The following is a 24,229-nucleotide window of genomic DNA, read 5'->3' on the forward strand; positions in this document are numbered from 1 at the left end:
TCTAATCTTTGTTTTTTATTTATGTATTTAAGTAAAAAAATATTTATTTCGAAGTTCTAGTAAACACACCGTCCCAGTCGACAGGTGGCGGGTTTTTAAACAAAGAATGACACCGAGCAATGAGAAGCTCACTTGCAACATCTTTTTTTCCGTACATTTCAGACGCTGCTTCAAAAGAGAGAATCGCCTTTTCCCAATTCCGATTTAGGTAAAACTGAAAACCTTCTTCATATTTTCTCTCGGCTTCAATGATTTGGGACGAAAGATCCGAGAGAAAACAAACTAAACTATAAATTTTTACCGGTGTTTCTTTTCCTTTTACGCGAATCCAGTCCAAAAATCGAAAGTGGAATTCTTGATTACAAATAGATTCGATGTTTTCCGAAACCAAAATGGACACTCCGTAATCTTTTGCGGCTGCCTCTAAACGAGCACTAAGGTTTACGGTATCACCCATCATCGTATAAGAGGCAAGGCTATCCGTTCCCATAAAACCAACCTTAGCCGGACCGCAGTTCAGACCGATTCGAAAATTCATATTTCGAGCTGTTTCGGTGTAATCCATTTTTTGTTTCCAAGTTGTTCGGAGAATCTCTAGTTCAGAAACCATCTCAAGAGCCGTTTTACAAGAAAGTCTTGGGTGTTCCTTGTTTTGAATGGGTGCTCCGAAGATTCCAACGATTGCATCACCAATGTATTTATCCAAAGTACCCGAGTTGGATTTAAGGATTTTTGTCATAGCAGAAAGATATTCATTGAGCAATCTTGCAAGATCACTCGCACTTAACTCTTCACTGATCGAAGAAAACCCTGCGACATCAGAAAAAAATGCAGTGATCTCCCACTCTCCCCCTTTTTTCAAAGAATCCATGTTTTCCAATGCTTCGCTCACAACACCTGGATCGACTAAATTCCGAAGGATACTGTTAAACTTTCTTTTTTCTTTTCCTTCTGTGTATGTGAGGTAGGCAAAACCTAACAAATACGATATGGGAAATGCAATCACAAAAGAGGAAATTGGTAAAACCAAATCCATTCTATACAAAAAGTAAAACAAAGTAAGGAAAATTGAAATAGCAAGAATTGGATAAATATTTTTCAACAAATGCCATTGGTTGATAAAAAGTACGAGAACTCCAATCAAAAGCACTAACAATGTGAATCCAATTCCGAAAACCTCTGATAGTTCACCTAACATATGACCTTCGATTAGATTGGATGCAAAAACTGCCTGCCCGATCACACCGGGAAAAAGTCCATAAGGGGTGACAACATCATCATGAGTAGATGCCGCAGACGTTCCGATTAAAACAATTTTATCTTCGAAAACGGTGGGAGGGACAAGAAGTTGGTTCGGATCTTCTACGTCACTTGCATTGAGTTGGTTTAATGATTCAATGATTCCAGCTGCGGAATAACGAGGGATATTTCGGAGTTCCTCTTCCGTATAAAAAAAAGCTCTTACCAAACCATCTTTTCCTAAAGGAACTTCTCGGATTGTATCCTTTTTTTGGATAAAGAACCTGCCATTTTTCCATTCAGTTTGATAAGGTTCAGATGAAGCAAATGCTTGCAAGGCGAGCGTTGGGAAATGGTAATTTTTCCAGCGAATGAACGGCGTAAACCGACGAAGGATTCCATCGCTATCTGGAATTACATTCACCACATGAATCATTGGTGAAGTTTCACCGACTTGGCCTATAGGAAAAGATGCATTTTCGTAACGAGGAAAAGGTGAATCATTTGGCAAAGGAACATTGAATTTTTGAACCAACGTTTCTTCACCTAACCTCGGAATTACAATTCCTCCATCGCGAAAATTGGCAGCATGCGAAATTTCACCTAAGTTTAGGTTTGCGGAAACCAAAGATTCATCATAGTCAGACCTCTCGGTAAAGAGGATATCGATAATTGTAACTTTTGGTGGTGTGATCAGTTTTGTATAACCAATGAGTGTTGGATAAATATTTCGCTTCCATGGCCACTGTCCTAACTCTGGGTGGTCTGCATATTTGGCAATACTCTGTTCATCAATATCAATGATGACAATGTCTTTGGAAAAACGATGGTGTGAAGGAAGTAAATGAAAAAATGAATCAGATAACTTTCTATCTAAAATTTGCGAAATGCCAAATAACGATAGCAAGGCGATGATGATTGCAGGGACAATCACCATCAAAAAAAAAGGTAAAAGGAATTTTTTTTGTTTCATGGTTTTAGTTTGGACTTAAATTCACCCCAACGGTCTTTAGGAATCGGTCCATTTTCAATCCCAATACTGGATTCATAAAAAACTAGTTTTGCAATACGAATCGTGGTATCAGGGTGTGTTTTTTTAAATGATTCGGTCCCTTCCGACTTGGACAAAGTGTTCAGATAATTGGATAGTCCAAGTGCTGAGTAACCAGATTGGCTCGTTAGACCCACAGCGGCCTCATCCGCCTCTAATTCCAATTTCATATCTCGTCCGGTTTCAAAAAATTGTTTTTCTAATTCATCCAAAACCTGGCTAGTTGCGGCATTCACAACCTCACCACCAGGTGGAGACAAAAGCCCAGAAAGAATATCCAAAAATACGTTAGATTGTTTGAATTCTCCATTGTGAAAGAGTACAATGTGTCCCATTTCATGAGCAATAATTCCCGCAAGTTCCGATTCAGATTGGATTTTTTTTAAACTAGCAGTGGTGATAAAAATAAAACCCCCGGGACAAGCATAGGCGTTGATTTGTGAGGATTCAATCACCCCAACGCGAAAACTCAAATCCTTACGAGAAGAAACCGTTGCCAATCTTTGGACCACCCCATTCAGGTATCCCGTTAATTCCGAATCCCGAACTAAGGGATATTTTTTCAGTAATCTTGCTGCAAGAGAACGCCCTAGTTTTACCTCAGCCTTTGTTTCTTTCGGCACTTCTAATTCAGAAGCAAAGAATAGATGAAGTGGCCCACTAATTGTTTCTACTTTTGGTTCGATCGGAGGAGGCTGTGTTGTAGGAGATTCAAAAGGAACCGATTCAAGCCAACGTAACGATTCAAAGTCGTAGAGATCTCCTTCTCCACGCACTCTCATCTTCTGAGTCTCAGAAAGTCCTCTGGCAGCCGCCGTCTTCGTAAAGTCAGACGCTCTTTGTCTTGCGACCACGGCCTCTGAAGAATTGGAAGTAATTCCCAATTTGATTTGGTTTCCTGGAGGGAGTGGTGAAACAAATAATTTCGAAACCCAACCCAATTGGTCCCTTGCCCGCACTTGAACAAATAGTCCTTGTTCACTGATGGGAGATAGTACTTCTCCCATTGCCAATGCAGAACCATCTGCACTCAATTTTGGCTGGGAAAGAAGTTTCGCCTTTGTGCTTTGTACGTATACATTGCCCTTGGCGACAAGTGATTGTGCTAGAAAAAGAAACAAAAAGGTTTGAGATAGTGCTCTCATTCAAGAAATTATCATTTTGGTTCAGTCCTTTGAAAACTCTTTTTTTATTTTAAGACTTTAGAATTGACATTTCCTTTCCCACTCATGAAATGAACGCGTAATGAATCATCTATTTCTAATATTCTTTCTTCTTTTTTTTACTTTGATTGGTTGTAAAAAAGAAAAAGATGAAAGTAATTCTTTGGAAGCTTTGGTGTCTCGTTTTCTTGTTAGAAACTTACTAAGTTCCAATATCAATTCGGAGTTACCTTCGAATTTAAGTGTAGCAGTTCCAAGATCCATTCGCAAACCTTCATCTGGCCTAGGGGCTTCCCTTCGAAAAGTTCCAAAATCAATTCGTTCTATTTCATTATCAAAAGGTATCGCACAAGATACCTTTGACTATGGATTTACAGGCCAAGCCTTTCTTACGGAAGGTACATCGATAGTCTCTGAAATTTTAAGAGATTCCAAAAGGGACTTAGTTCTTATCAGCGGTGCATACTCGATAGCAAAAGCAAATCCGGGTGTTTGTGTTCCTGGTGGTGCATCTACAATCAGAATCACACAATCAATGGAAGAGGATTTTTTATCTGGAATCGAACGATTGGGACTAAGTGCTGACGAAGCACGGGGAGAACTTGTTAGCTTACAAAACGAAGGAATCCTTCCCTTTATTGGACAAGCGGTTCCTAGCCCTGCTATGGTTTACCGGAACTTGTCGAATAACGAATATGATATGGAAGTTGAATATTCATTTGCCGATTCCATTGGAACTCCTCAACCTTGTCCGGCCAACAATCGATTTCAAAAAAGTATTAAATTTAAATCAAATAAATCAAAAATCTTTAGTTCAATCACTCGATCTTTGAAGGTTTTTGGAATATCACTTAGTGTGGAAGCATCCATTACGTATATCACATTGGATGGGAAAAAAGACAAAGCCATCCTCAATATCAAACAAGTGACAAGCGGCTCTGGTAACACAGATAAATCCACCACAAGATTCACCTTTGAAGAATGTGATTCAGATACAAATGCCAATGCAAACAATTGCGTCACCTTAAGTTATAGTAATGTATATGATACAAGTTCCGGTGATAAAATCACAACGACAGTCAAAGGAAAATCAAATGATTTCGGGGGTTATGTAACCACCGAATACATCGACAATGCAAACCAAGAAGAATATTACTTAGAAGAAACCTACGATGCTAATGGAGATACTGCCTACTTTGCAGTCGATTATTACGATATTGTAACCCCTGCCAATAATGATTACGAAGAATTAGGTTACTTTGATTATGATCTCTATGGACAATTTTATGAGACAGGGGCCAATGCCTATCAGTTTGAATGGGATGCCTATGTCGATTTTTTCATAACATTGCCTGGTGGCAATATTGGAGTGGATGCAGGTTTTACAGAGTATGATGCTTATGTAATTATGCCTGCCGGAGTAAATCCTTACACTTATCCCGATGAATACATTGGATGGGGAGAGTTCTTCAACAATGTCAATAGCGGTGGCCCAGTGTATTATGTAGATTTTTATGGAACGGCAGACCAAATTCCTACTGCGGACGTTTGGCGTTACTATATTGATGCTAGTGGCAATGAACAATACACCTTAGTCGCAAATACTGTTGTACAAATTTAAAAACAAATCAAAATCTAACATGATAAAAATCAAACTATATAGAAACTCATTTCTCTCACTTTTCCTTTTTATTCTTTTCCCAAGTTTTGTCTTTGGGTCAGAGCCATTTCATAATATCCAAGGATTTTATGGAGAACGTGCTGCAGGACTTGGAGGGGCCTTTACTGCTATTGCGGATGATCCTTCTGGTGCTTATTATAATCCAGCGGGACTTGGATTTACTTACAATGACGGAATTTCCATCTCAGCCAGTAATTTTAAAGATGTTAAAAGAAGTTATATCAACATTGATACTCCGGGACAAGTTTACAATCAGACCCACCAAGGATTTGACCCCAACTTTATTGGATTATTAAAAAACTTTGATCGATGGAAATTTGCATTTTCTATTGTGAATACTTATAACTACTCTTATAACCGAGTGGACCAAGTGAATTATCCTCTTGTTTCCCCTTCTATCAACTCAACCAGAAATTATACAAAAGAAAAATACAACCAACTCCTAGTGGGACCAAGTGCCGCCTATCTACTGTCCGACAAACTCTCGATTGGTGCCACTCTCTACTACATGAATGATACAAAAGAAATTTCGAGGACCCAATTCCAACAATTTTCCGATTTAAGTTATGTAATGCGTTCTTACGTAGACAATCGAAGGACTTCTGGAATTATGCCGGTCCTTGGAATCCAATACCAACCCATCCAAAAGGTATCTTTGGGACTAAGTTACCGAAGAATCTTTGTTATGGGAGGGAATCGACTCTACAACGAAGTGTATGCGGACTCCACAAGAAGGCCAGGATCTTCCGCAATTGATTTCATCGAAGGAACAGGAGATGGTGCCTCTTCCATAGAAGCAGGGGTGCTCACTCAAAAACCTAAACTCACAACATCAATCCCCCAAACATCAGAGTTACGATTTGGAGTCGCCTTCTTCCCAACTTCTAGGTTTTTGGCTTCCTTTGATATGATTTACACAACCGGATACAAATCCAGAAGAAACCAAGATGAAATAAGCGCCTTTGGAAGAAGGGTTACCTATACGATCAACGATACAGAAATTCGTGAATTAACAAGAGCATCCACAACTAACTTCGCTGCGGGAATGGAATACTACATAGCCGACACATTTTCTGTGTTAGCTGGTATTTATACAAACGAACCAAATACCAAACCAATTTCTTGGACAGAGTCAGCAGTTGATCTTTATCTTCAAAATACTTTCGGGAACCAAGTGCAAATGAATTCTGGAGATGCAAGTGTTATTTATAAAGTAGCTAGGTCAGGAACAAATCCAAGAAACGAATATTCCAGAAACAAAGGTTTGAGTTTGGGTTTTTCTTGGGTAACTTCAAAATCATCAGTATCTGTCACCTACATCAGAGAAGTTGGATATGGAAATTCCCGCATTGATCCGAATTCCCTTTCACAATCATTTGAATACAGTGCTCATTCCGTTTACATTATGGTTAGTTCAAGAAATTAATTTATATTTTACTTGTCCTTATCTGTCCATATCCTATCTTTCTGTAGATGGGATTGGAACTGACAGACCAAAGACTAATCAATACCATTTTAGAACAGTCGGTCAATGCAATTGTAATTTCCGACTTGGAAGGAAACCTTCAATTTGTAAACCAGGCCTTTCTTTCTCTCTGGGGTTATGACCATGTAGACGAAATCATCGGAAAAACTGCCCTCACGTTCACTGACGACAAAGAAAAAACAGAACTCATTTTATCCGAAATCCTTACTCAATCCCAATGGAAAGGAGAATTACGCGCCAAAAGAAAAGATGGATCTACTTTTGAAATTTCTGTCTCTGCCTATAGTTCCAAAGACAAACAGGGAAATATAACACATTTACTCGCTAGTTTTTCGGACCAAACCAAAACCAAGGAATTAGAACGTTACGCAAAAGAGAGGGAAATTTATTTTTCACAAATTTTAGATTCTATCTCTGACTTAGTTTTTTGTAAGGATAAAAATTTTACGGTCACTTATGTAAACCAAGCCTGTGCCGATTTTTACGGCGTCACAAAACAAAACTTAATCGGGATTAATGATGTAGCCTACAACGAAAAAGAATACACAAAGGCATATCATCTAGAAGACAAAAAAGTTTTTGAAACAGGTACCACTAGTTATGTAAGAAGAGAACCAAATGTTGGGCAAAACGGTATCATAAGAATTCTGGAAACCGTTAAAAACCCCATCCTTGATGCAAAAGGGAACATCAACGAAATTGTCGGTGTATCAAGAGACATTACAGAAACCCAAGTTTTAGAAGATCGCTTACAGTTAGTTACGGAACTTACATCGGACTATATTTATTCTGCAAAAATCGAAAATGGCGAAGTTGTGGCCGAGTGGAGTTCTAAAGAACTAAGGACAACCTCTGGTTATTCCATTGAAGAAATTTCCAAATTAGGTGGTTGGTTCAATATCATCATCAAAGAAGACTTAACCAATATTGCAGAGCGGATGACAAAAATTTTGAAGGGAGAAACTGGTGTGGTAGAATACCGCATTCGCACAAAATCCGGAAAAATCAAATGGTTGCGCGATTACACTCGCCCCATCAGAGATGAGTCGGGAAAAGTCACTTCAATCATTGGAGCAGCAAAGGACATCACTTCAGAAAAAGAAACAGAATTAAAATACTTAGTCAGTAGCCAAAGATACCAAGCCGCAATGGAATCTGCATTGGAAGCCATTTACTTTTTAGAAACTTTAAAAAACAAAGAAGGTGAGATTATTGATTTTATCATTTCCGATGTGAATCAAAAAGCGGAAGAACAAGTGGGAATGAAAAAAGAAGAACTGATTGGCAAGGGAATTTGCCAACTATTTCCAGTAAACCGAGAGAATGGATTCTTTGAAGATTATATAAAAGTAGTCAAAACAAAAATACCAATGGAACAAGAATTCCAGATTCCAGGAAACTATGCTGCACCAGGATATTATTTTCACCAGGTGATTCCAACGAATGACGGTATTGTGATACAAACGAGAGATATCTCTGATCGGAAAAGGATGGAAGAATTACTACTTCGGACCAATCGCCTTGCCAAAGTAGGAAGTTTTGATTATGATTTAACCAATAAACAGATACAACTCTCAAAAGTTGCCACCGAGATTTTAGTCCAAACTTCGAATCATTTGCATCAAGTAGATTTAAGTTTTTTTGGAACAAAAGAATTTAAAAAAATTTTAAAACAAAAAGAAATTCATTGTATCAAAACAAAGGAAACCTTCGATTTAGAATGTTTAGTTGAAGCAGGATCGGGAAATGAATTTTGGATTCGTATCATTGCTACTCCAAAATTTATCGAGGACAATTGTATTGGATTTTATGGAGCCATCCAAAACATCCAGGATCAAAAATTGATCCAAAACTCACTTTTTGAAAAGGAGAACCTTCTTCTAACTAAAAACCGAGAACTTGAATCCCTAGTCCAAATTACAAAAAAACAAAACGAAAGATTAAAAGAATATACTTATATTACATCACATAACTTACGTGCTCCGATCGCTAATCTTATCAGTTTAACAGAAATGTTGAAGGAAAATCCTGCCAACCCAGAATTACTTGGATTTATCGAATCCTCATCATACCAATTGGATCAAATCATAAGAAATCTCAATGAACTTTTGAATATTGAAAGGGATACAAAAGAACTTCCTAAATCAAAAATTTTAATCAAAGAAAGTATCGATGCACAAGTTTTTCTCTTAAAAAATGGAGCCAACAGAGAAATCGAAATTACAAACCAAGTTCCAGAAGAAATCCAACTTCTTGGATTCCAAGCATATTTTGATAGTATCGTGAATAACATTCTCACCAACGCAATCAAATACGCAGACCCAAAAAAAGTTTGTAAAATAAGAATTTCTTTAAAAGAGACAAAAGAATTTTTAAGAATTGGAATTAATGACAATGGTCCTGGAATTGATATGATAAGACATGGTCAAAAAATATTCAAAATGAACTTTCGATTGCGCCAAGACATAGAAGGAAAAGGAATGGGCCTCTTCCTCTCCAAACATCAAATTGAAGCTATGAATGGATCCATTGAATTAGAAAGTGAACTTGGAAATGGTTCAACTTTCTATCTCAATTTTCCAAAAACACAAATTTAAATTAAGATTTTTTCGTAAAAAAATCTTTTGCATCATCGTATCCTTGTTTTAATAAAAGTTCCGCCTGGTCTTTTTTGAAATTCAAAATACTCACCAAACCTAACATTTGTTTTGGTGCTATTACCGAAATTTTTGCATTTTTAAATTCTGTTCGCAAACCCAGTAAAAAATTTTCGATAGGTGTAAGTCCCTTCATCACTGCCTTTCTATATTCTAAACCTTGTTCGACACTTCGGTAAGAGCCAAGAAGATACAATTCAAATAATCTTTCTATTGCTTCGTCTTTTGTTTTTGGCGCATCCATCACTCGCATGCCACCAACTGGGGAGAGTAAAACCACTACGATTTCTGAAGCTTCATGTGTGAGAGCAGGAAGAATGGGAGTATTTGCCATTACTCCCCCATCCCAATAAGGTTCTCCATCAATGATCTGCCATGGAAAAATCATTGGAATGGCAGAGGAAGCAAGTATGTGTTCGATTTGCAAATTGGGATTTTCAAAAAACTTCAACTCTGAACTAAGAATATTTACCGCAGAAATAATTACTTTTGTTTTGGATTCATTCAGTTTTGCAAAATCTAAATTTTCATGAATGAATTTTTTCAGAGGATAGGTTTCCACAAGTGGATAATATTTTTTTCGGAAAAGACCTTTTAACATATTCCAAATCGAATAACGCATGATATTTTTTTGATTGAGCCTAAGCCATAATTCGGACAATCGGCTGGAATTCATTCCAGAACCAATGGCACAGGCGTTGATAGCTCCCACAGAAGTGCCACAAATGATATCTGGTTTCCAGTGAATTTCTTCTAAATATCGCAATACACCTGCTTGATACGCACCTCTGGCCCCTCCCCCAGACAATACGAGTGCTCTTTTTTTTCCCATCCTATTTTCCTACCGTAAAAATATCTCGACCTGTCACGTATCTTTCCTTCCACCATTTTTCATTTAAGGATTGAACCACCACACCCCGACTAGTCGAGGCATGAATAAAATTATCATTTTCCAACACCATTCCCACATGAGTAATTTTACTTGTATTAGGTGATGCGGAGAAAAAGACTAAATTCCCAATTTGTTGTCTCTCTCTTGTGACAGATTTTCCAATCTGCGCTTGGTCTCTTGCGGATCGTGGGATCATCTTCTCGTTCATTCCAATTTTTGGATCGGTAAGAATCGATTTTGTCAATCCAGAACAGTCCACTCCTCTCCTCGAATATCCACCGTAAAGATAAGGAGTTCCAATCCACTGCCGACCCACTGGATCCACTAACTTACGTTTATCCCTATCCCCGCTACTAACCGAAGGAGGAGAAGCTGTTTGTTCTTCTAAAAAAATAAGATTTGGATCAAGTTTTGGACGTTCTTTTGTTACCCATTCTCCTTGTTCATTCCAGATTATCTCTGTTCGTCTTTCTGAGGTTTGGAAGTTTTCTTTAGGCGTCTGTTTAGTACTTAATTGAATGGTATCTGTTTTGATGGTCTCCCAGTGTTTTTCATCAATCTTACCTGAAGAAGCAGAATACCAGTCTTTGAAAAACTTTGTTTTTTTCTCATCACTTAAATTTTCAAATTGTTTAGGTAGAATTGTTTCCAAAGTTTTTAGAGTGAGAAAAGAATTTGATTCTTTTTTTTGTGATAAGACAACTAAACGTCCAACCACAAGAACGGAGGCACCACTCCATTGTTTGACTTTCGCAAGCCTTAAGATTTCCAAAATTGTATCATCCGAAACTTTGGAAAGAACCATCTCCTTAAAAAATTTTCCCAAGTAAGGAATGTCTTTTTTGTTTGGTTTGGCTGTGATAAAATAAGGAATCAACTCTTCTGTTTCTTCCCAAGTTAATCCATAATCCTTTAGAATAACAAACCTTTCGACTTCTTCTGCAAATTCCGAAGCAGGCATAGACTCAAATGCTGCCCAAACACGTAAGGATTTTACAATTTCTTTAATGGAAGGTTCATTGGCACGGTCCCCCAAACGTTTGCGAATTTCACTGCGAATCAAAAGAGCTTCTTGTTTATTGTAAACAGATTCCACCAGGGAATCTAAGTTTTGGGCCCAAAGGGAAGTTTGCTGTCCAAAAGTGAAAAAACAAAGTAAAAAAATCAAAAGAACGAAACGATACAAAGACATACTTTGTATGATAACCTAAAGGTTTGGTTGTAAAGTAGGATTTATAAATTTCTCCCGATTACGAATGATTTTATCAATAGAAGAAACATATCCCAGTTCAATGAGTCGTTCATAGGCAAACCAATCCAAAAGCCCAAAGTTATTTGTCGGAATTTGCAAAAACAAATCCGATATCTTTTCTGTTTGTCGAATCCGATCTCGACTCGAAGCAAGAATCGATCGAATGATAATGTCTCCAATCGGAGGAAACTTTGGTCTTAGAATTTCATTAAAGTTGATTAAATTAGTCATTTGGATCAGAGGATTTGTCATCACTCCAGGATTCGTTTTATCAAAATAAGAAGATAACTCCCGGTCTTGGTCAGGGTAAATATCACCAAAAACATCAACAGAAATAATCTTTCCGACACCTCGTTCCTTTAGTGCAATTCCCGGGACGTTATCAAGAACTCCCCCATCTACATAAACAACACCCTCATCGATAAACGGTGGGACCACACCAGGTATAGAAGTACTCGCGCGAATTGCCTTCCATAAATCTCCTTTGTCAAAAACGTGAATTTCTGAATGCGATAAATCCGTTGCGATGGCAAAATACGGAATCCATAAATCTTCGATTTTGATAGATCCAAAAAATTGCCGAATTGCTTCCGTATATTTTTTACCTGTGGTAAGTGATAAAATAGGAACAGTATATTCATTTAACAAGTCTTTGGAGATCCAAAATGCCTTTGCTTTTTCTTCACTCCCTTTACTTGTTTCACCCATTGCAATGAGAGCAGAAAAAATAGCTCCAGCACTGGTCCCTGAAACCATATCGATAGGAGTTTTGTTTTCTTCTAAGGCTCGCAAAACACCTAAATGGGCAAACCCTTTGGCACCACCACCACCCAATGCTAAGCCAATCGATTTTCCAAGTAATCCCCTTCCCAATCTTTCCCAAGTATCCAGACGATCAAAATGTACATGATAGTGACGATGGAACTTTCTTTTTTGTAAATGTTTGATGGTACCCGGAACCACATCCACAGCGTTAGGCTGTAGAAGAACTAGTATTTGGTTCCTTTCCTTTATTTGTTTTTTATCGAGTAGAGATTCTAACAGAATGCAGTTGGGATCTGCCGTAGCCTCTTTGATGAATAAAATGGAATCAGATTGGCGGAGTGCTCTTTCTGACCAAGTAGTGAATTCTTTTTTATCTTCCAAAAGATAAAAAACAAAATCATATTCTGATTCCATTTGAGCAAAAAAACGAATGATCCATGGTTCTCTATCTTTTTCATCTAATGACTGCAATTCGCTTGTTCGATCTAAAAAAACCGCTTCATCCACGACACAAAAAGAGCCATACCGAAGGAATACGAGGCCAATTTTATGAATGATTTCATCAACCGAATTTTTAGGAAGAGCCGTTAAAATAGAAAAGGTTCGAGATAGCGGAACAAATTCCTGATTCTCTTTTTTGGCATTCGCCAAACGTTCGGCTATGATTTTAGTAATTTGCAAAAGGCTCTCTGGATATTTGAGTAAGATAGACAAAGCGATATCTCTTGGAACTCGAAGGAGTTCGGAGTCTCGAATTGCCTTCACTGTTGCAGACCTTTTTTCTCCAGTGAACAGACTCAGCTCTCCAATGATGTCAAGTCGTTTGAATTCACCTACATCTCGAATGGACCCGTCAGCACCTCGTTTTTCAAAACGAAGTTTGCCAGCTGCCAAAATGTATAAATCATTACCTACTGAGTTTTCTTCGAATAAGATCTCCCCCCCTACTAAAAATTCCCGAATGGTATGATCCTTCATTTCTCGAAGAACTGTATGCGGTAAATTTTTAAATAGGTCTGCCAAAGTGAGATACTGTGCCAGAGTTGGATTTTTTGATAACCGAATTCGTTTCACCTCATTGGTTTTACTAGATGGATACAAAAATTCAACCTCCTTTTCTTTGTAAAACCAGGCGAGTGAGAACCTCTATCCCTCGCTAGTCCCTTGTTCAGGGAAAGAAAACAAAAGAGTTGTCGCCAGAGAGATGGATTCCTAGAATTTGGAAGCGGAACCGATACGATGATTGCAAGTTTACGTGGGAAATTAATTCAATTAGAAATGGATCACCTGGTCCTTGATGTTGCTGGTGTCGGATATGAAATCCATATTCCCTTTCCTTTACATTTAGAATGTAAGGACAAAATGAAGGAGGAGATTTTTTTACATATCTTTCATTCCATCACTGACAGAGGGGAACGTCTTTTTGGATTTTCTACAAGAAAGGACAGAGAACTTTTCCAACTCATCAAATCTCTCCATGGAATTGGAGAACTAACTGCCTTAAAAATTTTATCTTTTTTTCAAGCGGACGATTTGTACAAAATAGCGAAAGAAGACGATAGGAAAACTTTGGAAAAAATTCCCAAAGTGAAAGGAAAAACCTCAGAAAAAATTCTTTTCGAAATCAAACAAAACTTAAAAAAACTAGAAATCTTTTTAAGTGATGAATCCGCAAAAACAGATACGGAAGACAGAGAAACAGATTTGGCAACCCTGGCACTCATCCAACTCGGTTTTGATGAAAAAACGGCCACAAAACAAGTGTCTGATGCTAAAAAACTAAACCCATTGGCTACTGCATCGGAGATAGTCAAACAAGTGATTACAGGGACCAGGTAAATCAAAACATACGAAGGAGATACCAACGTCCCGCTATTTTGATGAAACTTGGATTAATTAAATACCGCTCAAGTTTTGGATTTTCTTCAAAGCGAAATTTAACCTCCACCTCTTCACTAGAACCTACATAAATATCAACTGTCACTTGTTTGGCTAAAGAAAATACATCCCGAACAGTTAAATTTCCGAAACTTCCCTTTTTTTTATCCAACTTCTCTGAGTCAAAATAATATACCTGGAAGTATCCATCAGGATCGATTAAATCATTTTTCACTTCCTCGATCGTCCAATAACCTTTGGCATCGACATACAAACCTTTGGCGGGATGAATGAGTGAGGTGAGGTTTTGAAATTTCCGTTCGCAGAGATCTGAAAGTAAAATTTTTAATTCAGAAAGAATGAAAGTTTGGTCAAATTTGGAAAACGAAGATCCATAAACCTTTCCTAACACCATAGGAATGGGGCAAAGTAGTGCTTTCTTTTCTGGATTTGTAGAAGAATTTAGATCTCTAGTTTCGTTTGTAGATAGGAGTTTGCCATCACTCAATTCAGAATCACTTCTTTCGATTTGGCAATGGTGTAAAACCACTAAGAAAAAAACAAAAAAACAAATTCTTATTTTTTGAAATCCCATTACATTGTTTTGTTGAGAAGGTCCTCAAACAAATCCCCAGAATACATCTCAAGGGCACCATTACTCGCTGCGATGATTTTTTTTCCACCTTCCGTGACATCAAAATTACCGATCACATATCCTTTGCTTGCACCTAACTCTTCCATTTGGTTTGTCATCTCTCGTAAAAAAACATCGGAAACTTTTGCATCTTTCCATTTACGGACTCGGAATAAAGCTCTTTTGTTGACATCTTCTTTGGAGGAGGCGAGTAAATTCACTCCATCTGCTTCTGGGTTTGACATTTCTTTTGTGACTCGATATCCCATACTCATCACCATACGAGTGGCTTGGTTCTTAAAATTGGTACCAGGAAGGCTAATGAACTTTTCAAACTTATCCAAACCCAACATATCCAGTTTGGATGTTAGTTTTTTTCCTGCATCATCCACCATCCCTTTGATATTAAAGGGTTTAGAAGAGCGCATTCCACTCAATTCAAAGTATCTTGAGTTGGGAAATAAGTTTACAGATAATAAATTTAGTTCTCGAGAAAGGTCATATTCATGCGTTAATGATTCAACAGTCCCGGTACCCCGCTCCAATCTATATTTTAAATTCGCAAGAGCTACCACATCGGGATCATCTAACCGTTCCGCTTCCGCTTCAATCAAATATTCGGAAGCATCGTCGAGCCTTCCCATATACACAGTGATCATCGCAAAATGGATGCTAGTCTCTATTATTTCACTTGGCCAGGCATTGAGTCTTGCCATCTCCAAACACAAACGTCCATACTTTAATGCCTCTGGAAAGTTTTGCATGAGAATGGCTTCTGTCATTAAAAACTGAAAAAGAGTAAAACGAACAAACTCGTCTTCGATCTGCTCGCTGATGGCTACAGCCGTTTTTACCGCATCTTTGTGTTTATTCTCCCGAGATAGAGATAAGGCATATAAAAATCCCGATACTGGAGACTTCTCTAGTTTGTATGCTTTTTCAAAGTATTCCCTTTCCTTTCCCCCACCTGTCACACCAGAGATCACACCGCGGGCAATGAAGTAAGAGGAAAGATTGATTTTTTCTTCTGGAATTCGTGAGAAAAAATGATCTGCAATTTTAAATTCCTTTTGTCCGAGGGCCATAAACCCCAACCGAAGGCAAGCAATTGGATTTGACCTGTCGGACTGGAGAGTATCTAAATAATGAAAAAAGGCCTCTTCAAAAAAATCTTTGTTATAGTAAATGTCTGCGATTCGGTTCGAAACCGTTACGGCATCAATTTCTTTTGTATACCGATTGTTTTTTTTAATGATTTCAAGATGTTTGGCTTCGTTTAAGGGGTCATTCTCCATGGCATAAATCTTTGCCATGACATAGTGGCCATAGGGGTTTTGGTGGTCTTCTTCGAGTTTTTCCCGAACCAGAGCCCGAGCATCTAGAAAATTCCCGAGAGTGGCAAGGCTAAGGGCCTTGGCATAACTATCCCTTCTTTGCCCTACAATGAAGGTCAAAAGAAACCCGAGCATAATCACGGCTGCTCCCACAAAGATAAAAAATGCCAAATTCGCTTACTTCCTATTTTCCTATTTTAGTTGGTAAAAAAGAGTCTTACGTCAATTCTGTCCTGGAAGTGATACAACTCACCTACATTTCGTTCGCTCTTCGACTTCTCTTCCGGGATCGACTCTACTCGGCGGCCTATGGCCTCGTCGGTGCCCTAGTTTTTACATTCTTTTTACTCGCTATCCGGATTCACTTCCATTTGTATTCGGGAGTGTCCCTTACTAGTATCGTTTCCTTTGACCAATCTCCGCAGATTCTTTTTTATGCCACGAGTTTTGCTCTGATGGCCCTCTTTTTCTTTCATAACCTTCATGGTCTTGGTGACATTGGGGTGATGATGGCCATTGGAGGGAACCGATTGGGTTGTATTTGGCTCCACTCTTTGTCCTTATTTTTCCTATTTTTACCAAGTTTCTTAATGGCAATCCTGATAAATCTTGCTTACTTAAATCCACCAACAGACTTCGGAATCATTCAAGAAATCAAATCCGTTTTTTCTTGTTTGGTTCTCTTTATAACACTAGGACTTCTTGTTTCTGTTCCCACAATTGGGATCAGCTCTTATATCGATCCTTACAAATCCATTCGGAGACAAAAATAATGTTACTCCGTGTTCACAATTTGACCAAACGATTTGGCAAAGAAGAAGCAGTCAGTTCCGTAAGTTTCGATGTGAACCAAGGTGACTATGTTGCCATCATTGGACCATCCGGTTCGGGAAAAACCACTTTGCTCTCAATGCTCACCGGGATGCTTTCTCCTACAGAAGGTGATATCCTTTATGACCAAATCAAACTTTCACAAATTTCCAAACAAGAACTGGCGGAAATCCGTGCTCGTGACCTAGGACTCGTATTTCAATTTTCCGAACTTGTGGGAAACCTTACGATCAGGGAAAACATACTTTTGCCAGCTTTATTTACCCGTAAGTTTTCAAATGATGATTATATTCGTAAATGCGATTATTTGATCGAACATTTAAAGTTAGGTGATATTCAAAATTCCCTTCCACGTACTTTATCGGGAGGACAAATCCAGAAAGCAGCCATTGCTCGGTCGCTCATCAACGATCCAGCCATCCTTTTTGCCGACGAACCTTCGGGAGATTTGGATCCAGAAAATAGTTACTTAGTCCAACTCCTTTTAAATGAATACAACAAACGAAATCATTCCATTATCCTTGTCACACATGATATGAAACTTGCCTTCGATGCCCAAACTGTTTACGAAATGAAACAGGGAAAATTCGACCAAGTTATAAAGGGAGAATGAGTTTGCGAAATGCCGTCGGAGTGGATATCGGTGGAGGGAGCATCAAAGTTAGCCTCTTCGATGAAACGGGAAAGGAACTTAAGACCCGTGTTTCCCCCACACCGGAACACTTGGATAATCATAGTTTTTTAGAAATTTTAAAAGAAACCATTCGTCCACTTGTCTCAAATGCGATTGGGATTGGTGTTGGTTCTCCGGGTCCCTTAAATAATGAACAAGGGATTATGATATCCAGTGCCAATATGCAAGGTTTAAAAAACTTACCAATAAAAGAGGAACTCAAAAAAGAATTTTCCCTGCCGGTTTGGTATGAAAATGATGCGAACTGTGCAGCACTTGGCGAGGCTTACTTTGGTATTTACAAAGATACAGAATCACAACTCATCATTACTCTCGGAACCGGAGTTGGCGGTGGTTTTGTGGACAAAGGAATTCTTTATTCCGGTTATCTTGGAAATGGAATTGAAATAGGCCATACGACATCTGTCATTGGTGGTGCTCTTTGTGGTTGCGGAGTATCTGGATGTGTAGAAAGTTATTTTTCTACTCGCGGGTTCTTAAATCGTTACACGGAAAAAACCAAAAGCCAATTGGAAAATGCAGAAACATTTTTTAGGCTGGTCCGAGAAAAAAATCCAATTGCCGAGGAGATTTTACATTTTGGAACATTGGCACTGGCCCATGCAGTTCGTGGGGCCATTCATTTGTTGAATCCTGAAGCAGTGGTCTTTGTGGGTGGAATCACAAAATCCTATGATTTATTTGGTAAAATTTTGGAATCCGAAATCAGATCCAATATCTTTCCCGTGCTAAACGATCGACTCAAAATTGGTTCCGGTGGAAGTTTATCCGGTGCATTAGGTGCAGCTTCGTTAGTGTTTTCTAAGGAGAAAGTATAGTATGGAAAATTGTCTTTTTTGTAAAATTGTTAGTGGAGAAATCCCAGCCAAAAAAGAATATGAATCGGAAAACATTTTAGTTTTTCACGATATCACTCCGCAAGCCCCCTTCCATGTCCTAATCATCCCCAAAGTTCATATTTCCAGTATGAACCAAATTGAAGATTTGGATCCACTAATCACAAGAGAAATATTTCTAACTATCCCCAAACTAGCCAAACAAAATGGAATTTCAGAAAAGGGATATCGTTTAGTAAACAACTGTGGTGATTTTGGCGGACAGACCGTTCACCATATCCACTTCCATATGTTAGGTGGTCGTCATATGCAATGGCCACCGGGTTAATTAGGACAATATGAGAAAATTATTATTTGGAATTTTAGTTTCAGGCATTGCAGTCTATTTTCTATCCAAGAACTTTGACCTTGCTGAATTTGAGCGTTTAGAAGGGAAAATCAACTGGTGGATTTTTCCTTTGCTTTTTTTATCCAATCTTTGGGCCTTTGTTCCCTTTTCAATTCGATGGTATTATCTTTTAGAAAAAAAGATAAGTTTTGCCAAAGCATTTACAACAGCCATCATCGGTGTGGGTCTTAATATGGTCCTTCCTGCAAGAGGTGGAGATCTTGTTCGTCTCATTATGAACAAACGTGATACAGAACTTCCACTTACCCATCTTTTCAGTCGTATCTTTTTAGAAAAAGTGATGGATCTTGGTTCGGTCGTTGTGATAGGTGCAGCTGCCCTATTTTATATGGGACTTGGCCAATCCAAAAACCTAAGTCTTCTTTTGATTTCTGCACTTGTTATTTTTGGAATGATTGTTGGACTAACAGTTGTTCGTTATTTTTTAGATCCACTTCGTGTTTTTATCAAAAAAATATTTGGATTTGTAGGTAAACACGGGCTATATGAAGAAAAACTTGATCATCATTTAGTTGAATTTTCCTCCTTTTTACAAGGAGATAAATTATTAAAACCGGTGCTCTACTCAATTCCCACTTGGGTATTGGGTTATGCCGTCTCCTATTTACTTGCTGGTTTACTGATTGGTATGCCTCTCAGTTTCCCGGAAGCCTTACTCTTTATGTTTTTAGGAGGAATGGGTGTAGCCATTCCTTCGGCTCCGTCAGGAATCGGAGTATTTCATGCAGCTATTATATCGGGATTTATTATTTTAGGAAGAGATCCGGGAGAAGGACTTGTGTATGCTACAGTTGTTCACCTAACACAATTTATCATCACAACAAGTCTAGCTCTTGTTGCATATTTGTATTGGAGATGGACTCACAAAAAAATCCAAAACTAATTGGATTCATTTTCTGCTCTGGCAACCATCGATGTTTTCACCGACCAATTTCCAGAGCCGTTTTCATTAGCCTAATGCCTTGATCACATCTTCTGGAGCTTGAACAAGTTCCACAAGTACGCCTTCGCTACAAAGAGGAAATTCTTCATTCCCCTTTGGATGAATGAAACAAACATTATAACCAGCAGCCCCTTTCCGAATCCCACCAGGAGTGAATCGAACTCCTTGTTTCGTCAAATAATCGACACATTCTTCCAATTTATCAATCCAAAGCCCTATATGATTGAGTTTTGGATCGTGAACTTTCGGGCTTTTGTTTGGATCAATAGGTTGCATCAAGTCGATCTCAACTTTGAAAGGTCCATTTCCCATGGACAAAATATCTTCATCAACATTTTCTTTTTCACTTTTATAATCAGACACTTTTGTAAGTCCCATCACATCAACCCAAAACTTGGATAATTTTTCTTTTGACTCACCGCCAATAGCGACTTGTTGGATTCCTAATACTTTGAAGGGACGGGACATGATTTACCTCGATTGTTCCAATTTATGAAAAATATTTTTACCTTTCCATATTCTTCTAAAGACCATTCAGTGAAAATTATTTTTCTAGATGGTTTAGGTGATTTCTGTTAATTAAGAATCTCCAATTTTGAAAAAATCATTTGGTATACGATCATTTTAGATTGCGTAATTTATTCCGCAAAAATGAGTAAGGTGGTAAATTGCGAGTTAAGGATCTGAAATTTCTGCAAAAATTCACGAATTGCTTCTTCACTAACTCCACCGCAATAATCAAAATCACTTCTACAATAAATCTCCCATCGGCGACTAGGTAACTGCGTTAGTATCAAATCCTAAATAACTTTAGAATTAGAGCAAAAAAGATAATACTATTTTTCTTGAACTTTTAGTTCGAGCAGGTGCGAATATAGAGTCAAAGAATTAAGAAGGATTGACTACTTTGTTCTATACCTATTAAAAAATGGGAAAACAGCCGAATAATACCAATATGAAAGAAAACGAAAAAATAGAATTTATCAAAACGAACTTCTGGAAAAAAATAAAAGAGACAGGAAAAAAAATACCTTTCGTGAAAGACGTCATCGCCATGTATTATTGTTTATTGGATGAAAATACATCGCTAACAGCAAAAGCCTCCATCGCATTCGCTTTGTTATATTTTATTTCTCCGATCGATGCGATCCCTGATGTGATTCTAGCCTTAGGATACACTGATGATGCGGGGGTGGTCGCAAGCACTCTTCTCTTAATTAAATCCCAACTAAAACCAGAACATTACGCAAAGGCAAATGAGTCTTTATCAGACTAAAAGCCTTTGCTTCTTAACAAACTAACGTTTTCCCAAAAACCGGGAAAAAGATACCTTGGAAAAGATATGTTTAAAATCCTCTTTGATACGGTATAAAACAGGAACAAAAACCAATGTCACCCCTGTTGCAAAAAATAATCCCCAACCGAAGGCAAGTGAAAGGGGCTGCACAAAGGGGTCCAAAGTAGGAATCCCGTAAGCACTTGGCACAAGCCCAATCACAGTACTAATCGTTGTTAAAAAGATAGGTCGCAAACGAATAGCACCACCGTTGATAATAGCGTCCTCAATCGACATACCTTGCAAACGGAGTTCTTCGATAAAGGTAATAAGGATCAGAGTATTGGCGACAATTGACCCACTGAGAGCTACTATTGCTAAAGTACTCATAAAACTTAAGGGCATACCATGTGTCATAAGTGCAAAAAGAACACCAACGATTCCAAAAGGTATGGATCCAATGATGACGGTTGTTGTACCTATGGAATTAAAATAGACAATGAAGATTCCAAAAATGACTGCAACGGCAAGTAACATCGAAATACCCAAATCTCGGAAAGACTTACCTGCATCTTCCTGTTCACCGCCAAAGATGACGGAATAACTATCTTTTGAATATTTATCAACATTCACTAAATTCTTAAGTTGCCTGTTGACAAACAAGGAGGTTGTTTTATCTGTATCAACCGAAGCTTCGAGTCGCACTACGCGTTGAAGGTCTTGCCTATTGATCATGGAGTAATCACGGTCTTTTTCAAAATAGGCAACCTGATTCAAAGGAATTAGTCTTCGGTTCCTATTTTCAACCTTCACCAAATTCAAACTCGCAACCGATTGTCTTTCTGCTTCTGGAAAACGAACAAGGATGTTAATTTTATCTTCACCTTTACTAATCGTAGAGGCAACTTCACCGTTAAACGCAGTACGAACAGATCTTGCAATATCTCTTGCACTTACATCAGTTCTGCCTGCAATTTCATCCTTTACAAAAAACCGATACTCTTCCTTTCCTAATTCTAAATCGATTCGAATGTCAGAAACACCATCCATTTGTTTCAGTTCTTTAATATATAAATCTGCAATCTCTTGAATGACAGCAAAGTCAGCTCCCCGGATTTCCAAACTTACTGGTTTACCAACAGGAGGCCCTTTGATCTTTGCATTTACATCGTAAATCATATCCTTTGGAAAATATCCAGATACCTTATTTTCCTGAATGTATTCACGAATTTTTTTAACAAGGACTCTTGCATCTTCCCATTCCTTTCTATCAGCAGCAGTCACAAGTTTCATTGTTAGGTGAGATCGGTGCACTTCTTGACCAGGTTTCGGATCTGTAATTGGATTTTCATGAATTCCAATTCGACTCCGCAAATGAACAAAATCTTTTCCGGCCATTTTTGTAACAACAGGTTCAATCTTTTCGATAGTTTCTAGATTTTTTTGAAGAGTTGTACCAATTGGCATCCAAATTTTAATTTCGATGTCCTCTTCACTTCCAGAAGGAAACATAACAAAAGGTAAAAACCTTCCCGCAAGAAACAATGTGAAGAAAAAGATAAATGTAAATATGGATAAAACAAAAACCCTATGTTTTAATGCGAAGGTCATCGTTCGTTTATATCCGGAAATCACATAACCAAAGATACCTTCCTTTTCTTCAATGGATTCATTCTTTTTAATTTGGCCTTTAAAGTTTTTTGGCAAAAATTGATTCAACCAGTTTGGTAAAAATACAAGAGCAAAAAGAAGTGAACTTGCGAGTGTAACAAGCACAACAGCAGGAATTCCTAAAATAAATTTCCCTATCACACCGCTCATAAAGAGTAATGGGAAAAATGCAGCAGAAATCACAAGAAAGGAAACCAGAAGTGGAACTAACACATCTTTAAAGGTTTGTAAAATGGCATCCCTTCTTTCCAATCCTTCTTGCATCAATCGATATGTATTTTCTGCGACAACTATTGAGTTATCCACCATCATACCAAGTACCATAACCATTCCGAAAATAGTAATTGTATTGATTGTAAAACCAAATTGTTTCAAAAAGATAAAGGCAATGAGAAAAATAAATATAATTGCAACGCTAATCATTATACTTAAGCGCATACCTAAAATAAAGATTAGCGATAACAATACTAGGACTAAGCCTGTCTCAAAATTTAAAATCAAATCTCCGAGTTGTCGACGAACGTCCCTACTTTTGTCATCATAGATTTTTGTTTCAATTTCAGGAAAGTTTCCTTCCATAGATGATACTAATGTTTTTACAGTATCGGCAGTTGTAATGATATCTGCTTGGTCAGTTTTCCATACACGAAGAATAATACTATTTTTACCATTTAACTTTTCATAGGTTTTTTCTTCTTCAAATCCATCAAAAACTTTTGCTACATCTTTTAGAACGGTAGCAAACCCAAATTCATTTCCTAACATGGGCACAGAAAGCATATCTTTTGCTTCTTCAAAATCACCACGAGTTCGAAGAAGGTATTCGGTTCCATTTACTTTCAATCTGCCAGAAGGGATATTGATGTTTCGTGAACCCAAAGCATTTAAAACGGTATTTAATCCAACCTCTTTTGCGTTGAGAGCTTTGGGATTCACTTCAACAAGAAATTCGCGATTCCTGTATCCAATCTTTTCTATCTCTGCAATTTCCTTAATTTGAAAAAAACGATCCTCGAAAGCTTTAGCAGTGTCACGTAACTTGCGATAATCGGAAGTAGAATCTTTGGATTCATCTTTTAATGAAAGAGCTAAACTGATAACTTCTTGTTTTTCTGTAGTAATTTCTCGCACCTTTGGCTTTTGTGCGTTATCTGGCAATCGAACTGAATCAACAGCATCCTTAACATCATCTAAAACTTTTTTAGTATTTTTTGTTCCCTCTACAATGAAGATCATTATCACACTTACGTTTTCCAAGTTATAACTTCTAATTTTATCTATCTTGGCTACAGCGCGTAATTTTTTTTCAATAGGAATTGCTACTAAACGTTCAATTTCTTCTGGGGTGGCACCAGGAAGAGGTGCCTCCACAACGATTTTGTCTAGTGCCACGTTCGGAAATGCTTCCCTGTGCATAGAGAGTAAACGTGAAAGTCCAATCAAAACGAAAAGGACTAATATAAATTGAATGATAAGTGTTTTATCGGTAATGAATTTAGCAATGTTTTGCATTCGTTATTTCCCAAAATTTAAAATA

Annotated in this window: 19 protein-coding genes; 10 read left to right on the forward strand and 9 right to left on the reverse strand. The window is 37.9% G+C overall.

What is annotated here, in order from left to right; translation table 11 throughout:
- Nucleotides 1–43 precede the first annotated feature (43 nt).
- Both CLV96_RS03520 and CLV96_RS03525 read right to left on the reverse strand, forming a co-directional pair.
- Nucleotides 44–2,212, reverse strand: a complete 2,169-nt coding sequence (locus CLV96_RS03520) for an adenylate/guanylate cyclase domain-containing protein (RefSeq protein ID WP_004788765.1) — start codon at nucleotides 2,210–2,212, stop codon at nucleotides 44–46.
- Nucleotides 2,209–3,435 carry a M48 family metalloprotease gene (locus CLV96_RS03525; protein ID WP_004788474.1) on the reverse strand — a complete coding sequence of 409 codons (1,227 nt, stop codon included), beginning with the start codon at nucleotides 3,433–3,435 and terminating at the stop codon, nucleotides 2,209–2,211. The genes CLV96_RS03520 and CLV96_RS03525 overlap by 4 nt, the downstream gene beginning before the upstream one ends.
- 100 nt (nucleotides 3,436–3,535) lie before the next feature.
- Here CLV96_RS03525 and CLV96_RS03530 point away from each other — a divergent pair, with 100 nt between their 5' ends.
- The 3 genes from CLV96_RS03530 to CLV96_RS03540 are packed head-to-tail and all read left to right on the forward strand — an operon-like array spanning nucleotide 3,536 to nucleotide 9,217.
- A complete protein-coding gene (locus tag CLV96_RS03530; RefSeq protein WP_004788692.1) occupies nucleotides 3,536–5,074 on the forward strand; it encodes a hypothetical protein in 1,539 nt (512 codons plus the stop codon).
- Between the two features lie 19 nt (nucleotides 5,075–5,093).
- The gene (locus tag CLV96_RS03535) at nucleotides 5,094–6,560 is read left to right on the forward strand and encodes an OmpP1/FadL family transporter (protein ID WP_004788593.1); all 1,467 of its coding nucleotides are present in this window, start codon (nucleotides 5,094–5,096) and stop codon (nucleotides 6,558–6,560) included.
- Nucleotides 6,561–6,607: 47 nt separating this feature from the next.
- Nucleotides 6,608–9,217, forward strand: a complete 2,610-nt coding sequence (locus CLV96_RS03540; protein ID WP_004788976.1) for a PAS domain-containing sensor histidine kinase — start codon at nucleotides 6,608–6,610, stop codon at nucleotides 9,215–9,217.
- 1 nt (nucleotide 9,218) lies between these two features.
- Here the strand turns inward: CLV96_RS03540 and CLV96_RS03545 are convergent, their stop codons facing one another.
- Genes CLV96_RS03545 through CLV96_RS03555 form a run of 3 tightly spaced genes read right to left on the reverse strand, consistent with a single transcriptional unit; the run spans nucleotide 9,219 to nucleotide 13,287 of the window.
- Nucleotides 9,219–10,109, reverse strand: a complete 891-nt coding sequence (locus tag CLV96_RS03545) for a patatin-like phospholipase family protein (RefSeq protein ID WP_004788858.1) — start codon at nucleotides 10,107–10,109, stop codon at nucleotides 9,219–9,221.
- A gap of 1 nt (nucleotide 10,110) precedes the next feature.
- A complete protein-coding gene (locus tag CLV96_RS03550; RefSeq protein ID WP_004788922.1) occupies nucleotides 10,111–11,361 on the reverse strand; it encodes a C40 family peptidase in 1,251 nt (416 codons plus the stop codon).
- Nucleotides 11,362–11,376: 15 nt separating this feature from the next.
- A complete protein-coding gene (locus CLV96_RS03555; RefSeq protein WP_004788768.1) occupies nucleotides 11,377–13,287 on the reverse strand; it encodes a patatin-like phospholipase family protein in 1,911 nt (636 codons plus the stop codon).
- 138 nt (nucleotides 13,288–13,425) lie between these two features.
- Between CLV96_RS03555 and ruvA the strand changes: the two genes are divergently transcribed.
- Nucleotides 13,426–14,025: a Holliday junction branch migration protein RuvA gene (gene ruvA, locus CLV96_RS03560; protein ID WP_004788637.1), complete on the forward strand. Its 600-nt coding sequence runs from the start codon at nucleotides 13,426–13,428 to the stop codon at nucleotides 14,023–14,025.
- A 1-nt stretch (nucleotide 14,026) separates the two neighbouring features.
- Here the strand turns inward: ruvA and CLV96_RS03565 are convergent, their stop codons facing one another.
- Together CLV96_RS03565 and CLV96_RS03570 are read right to left on the reverse strand one after the other, a co-directional pair.
- Nucleotides 14,027–14,659 (reverse strand): hypothetical protein, encoded by a 633-nt coding sequence (locus CLV96_RS03565; protein WP_004788920.1) that lies wholly within the window; start codon nucleotides 14,657–14,659, stop codon nucleotides 14,027–14,029.
- Entirely contained in the window at nucleotides 14,659–16,203 is a 1,545-nt protein-coding gene (locus tag CLV96_RS03570) for a tetratricopeptide repeat protein (RefSeq protein ID WP_004788291.1), read from the reverse strand. The genes CLV96_RS03565 and CLV96_RS03570 overlap by 1 nt, the downstream gene beginning before the upstream one ends.
- Between CLV96_RS03570 and CLV96_RS03575 the strand changes: the two genes are divergently transcribed.
- The 5 genes from CLV96_RS03575 to CLV96_RS03595 are packed head-to-tail and all read left to right on the forward strand — an operon-like array spanning nucleotide 16,197 to nucleotide 19,685.
- Entirely contained in the window at nucleotides 16,197–16,805 is a 609-nt protein-coding gene (locus tag CLV96_RS03575) for a hypothetical protein (RefSeq protein ID WP_004788578.1), read from the forward strand. The two genes, CLV96_RS03570 and CLV96_RS03575, sit on opposite strands and share 7 nt — an antisense overlap.
- Entirely contained in the window at nucleotides 16,805–17,476 is a 672-nt protein-coding gene (locus CLV96_RS03580; RefSeq protein WP_004789028.1) for an ABC transporter ATP-binding protein, read from the forward strand. The genes CLV96_RS03575 and CLV96_RS03580 overlap by 1 nt, the downstream gene beginning before the upstream one ends.
- Nucleotides 17,477–17,478: 2 nt before the next feature.
- Nucleotides 17,479–18,375: an ROK family protein gene (locus CLV96_RS03585; RefSeq protein WP_004788315.1), complete on the forward strand. Its 897-nt coding sequence runs from the start codon at nucleotides 17,479–17,481 to the stop codon at nucleotides 18,373–18,375.
- Between the two features lies 1 nt (nucleotide 18,376).
- Complete coding sequence (locus CLV96_RS03590; RefSeq protein WP_004788897.1) at nucleotides 18,377–18,721, forward strand: histidine triad nucleotide-binding protein; 345 nt, start codon at nucleotides 18,377–18,379, stop codon at nucleotides 18,719–18,721.
- A 10-nt stretch (nucleotides 18,722–18,731) separates the two neighbouring features.
- On the forward strand, nucleotides 18,732–19,685 hold the full coding sequence (locus tag CLV96_RS03595) for a lysylphosphatidylglycerol synthase transmembrane domain-containing protein (protein WP_004788996.1): 954 nt from the start codon (nucleotides 18,732–18,734) through the stop codon (nucleotides 19,683–19,685).
- Nucleotides 19,686–19,751: 66 nt separating this feature from the next.
- Here CLV96_RS03595 and CLV96_RS03600 read toward each other — a convergent pair whose 3' ends face one another.
- The gene (locus CLV96_RS03600) at nucleotides 19,752–20,213 is read right to left on the reverse strand and encodes a VOC family protein (protein ID WP_004788496.1); all 462 of its coding nucleotides are present in this window, start codon (nucleotides 20,211–20,213) and stop codon (nucleotides 19,752–19,754) included.
- Between the two features lie 487 nt (nucleotides 20,214–20,700).
- Here CLV96_RS03600 and CLV96_RS03610 point away from each other — a divergent pair, with 487 nt between their 5' ends.
- Nucleotides 20,701–21,021 (forward strand): YkvA family protein, encoded by a 321-nt coding sequence (locus CLV96_RS03610; protein ID WP_004788338.1) that lies wholly within the window; start codon nucleotides 20,701–20,703, stop codon nucleotides 21,019–21,021.
- Between the two features lie 21 nt (nucleotides 21,022–21,042).
- Here the strand turns inward: CLV96_RS03610 and CLV96_RS03615 are convergent, their stop codons facing one another.
- Nucleotides 21,043–24,204 (reverse strand): efflux RND transporter permease subunit, encoded by a 3,162-nt coding sequence (locus CLV96_RS03615; protein WP_004788841.1) that lies wholly within the window; start codon nucleotides 24,202–24,204, stop codon nucleotides 21,043–21,045.
- Between the last annotated feature and the right edge of the window lie 25 nt (nucleotides 24,205–24,229).

This window comes from Leptospira meyeri (genome assembly GCF_004368965.1).
In the GTDB taxonomy this organism is placed as follows: Bacteria; Spirochaetota; Leptospiria; order Leptospirales; family Leptospiraceae; genus Leptospira_A; species Leptospira_A meyeri.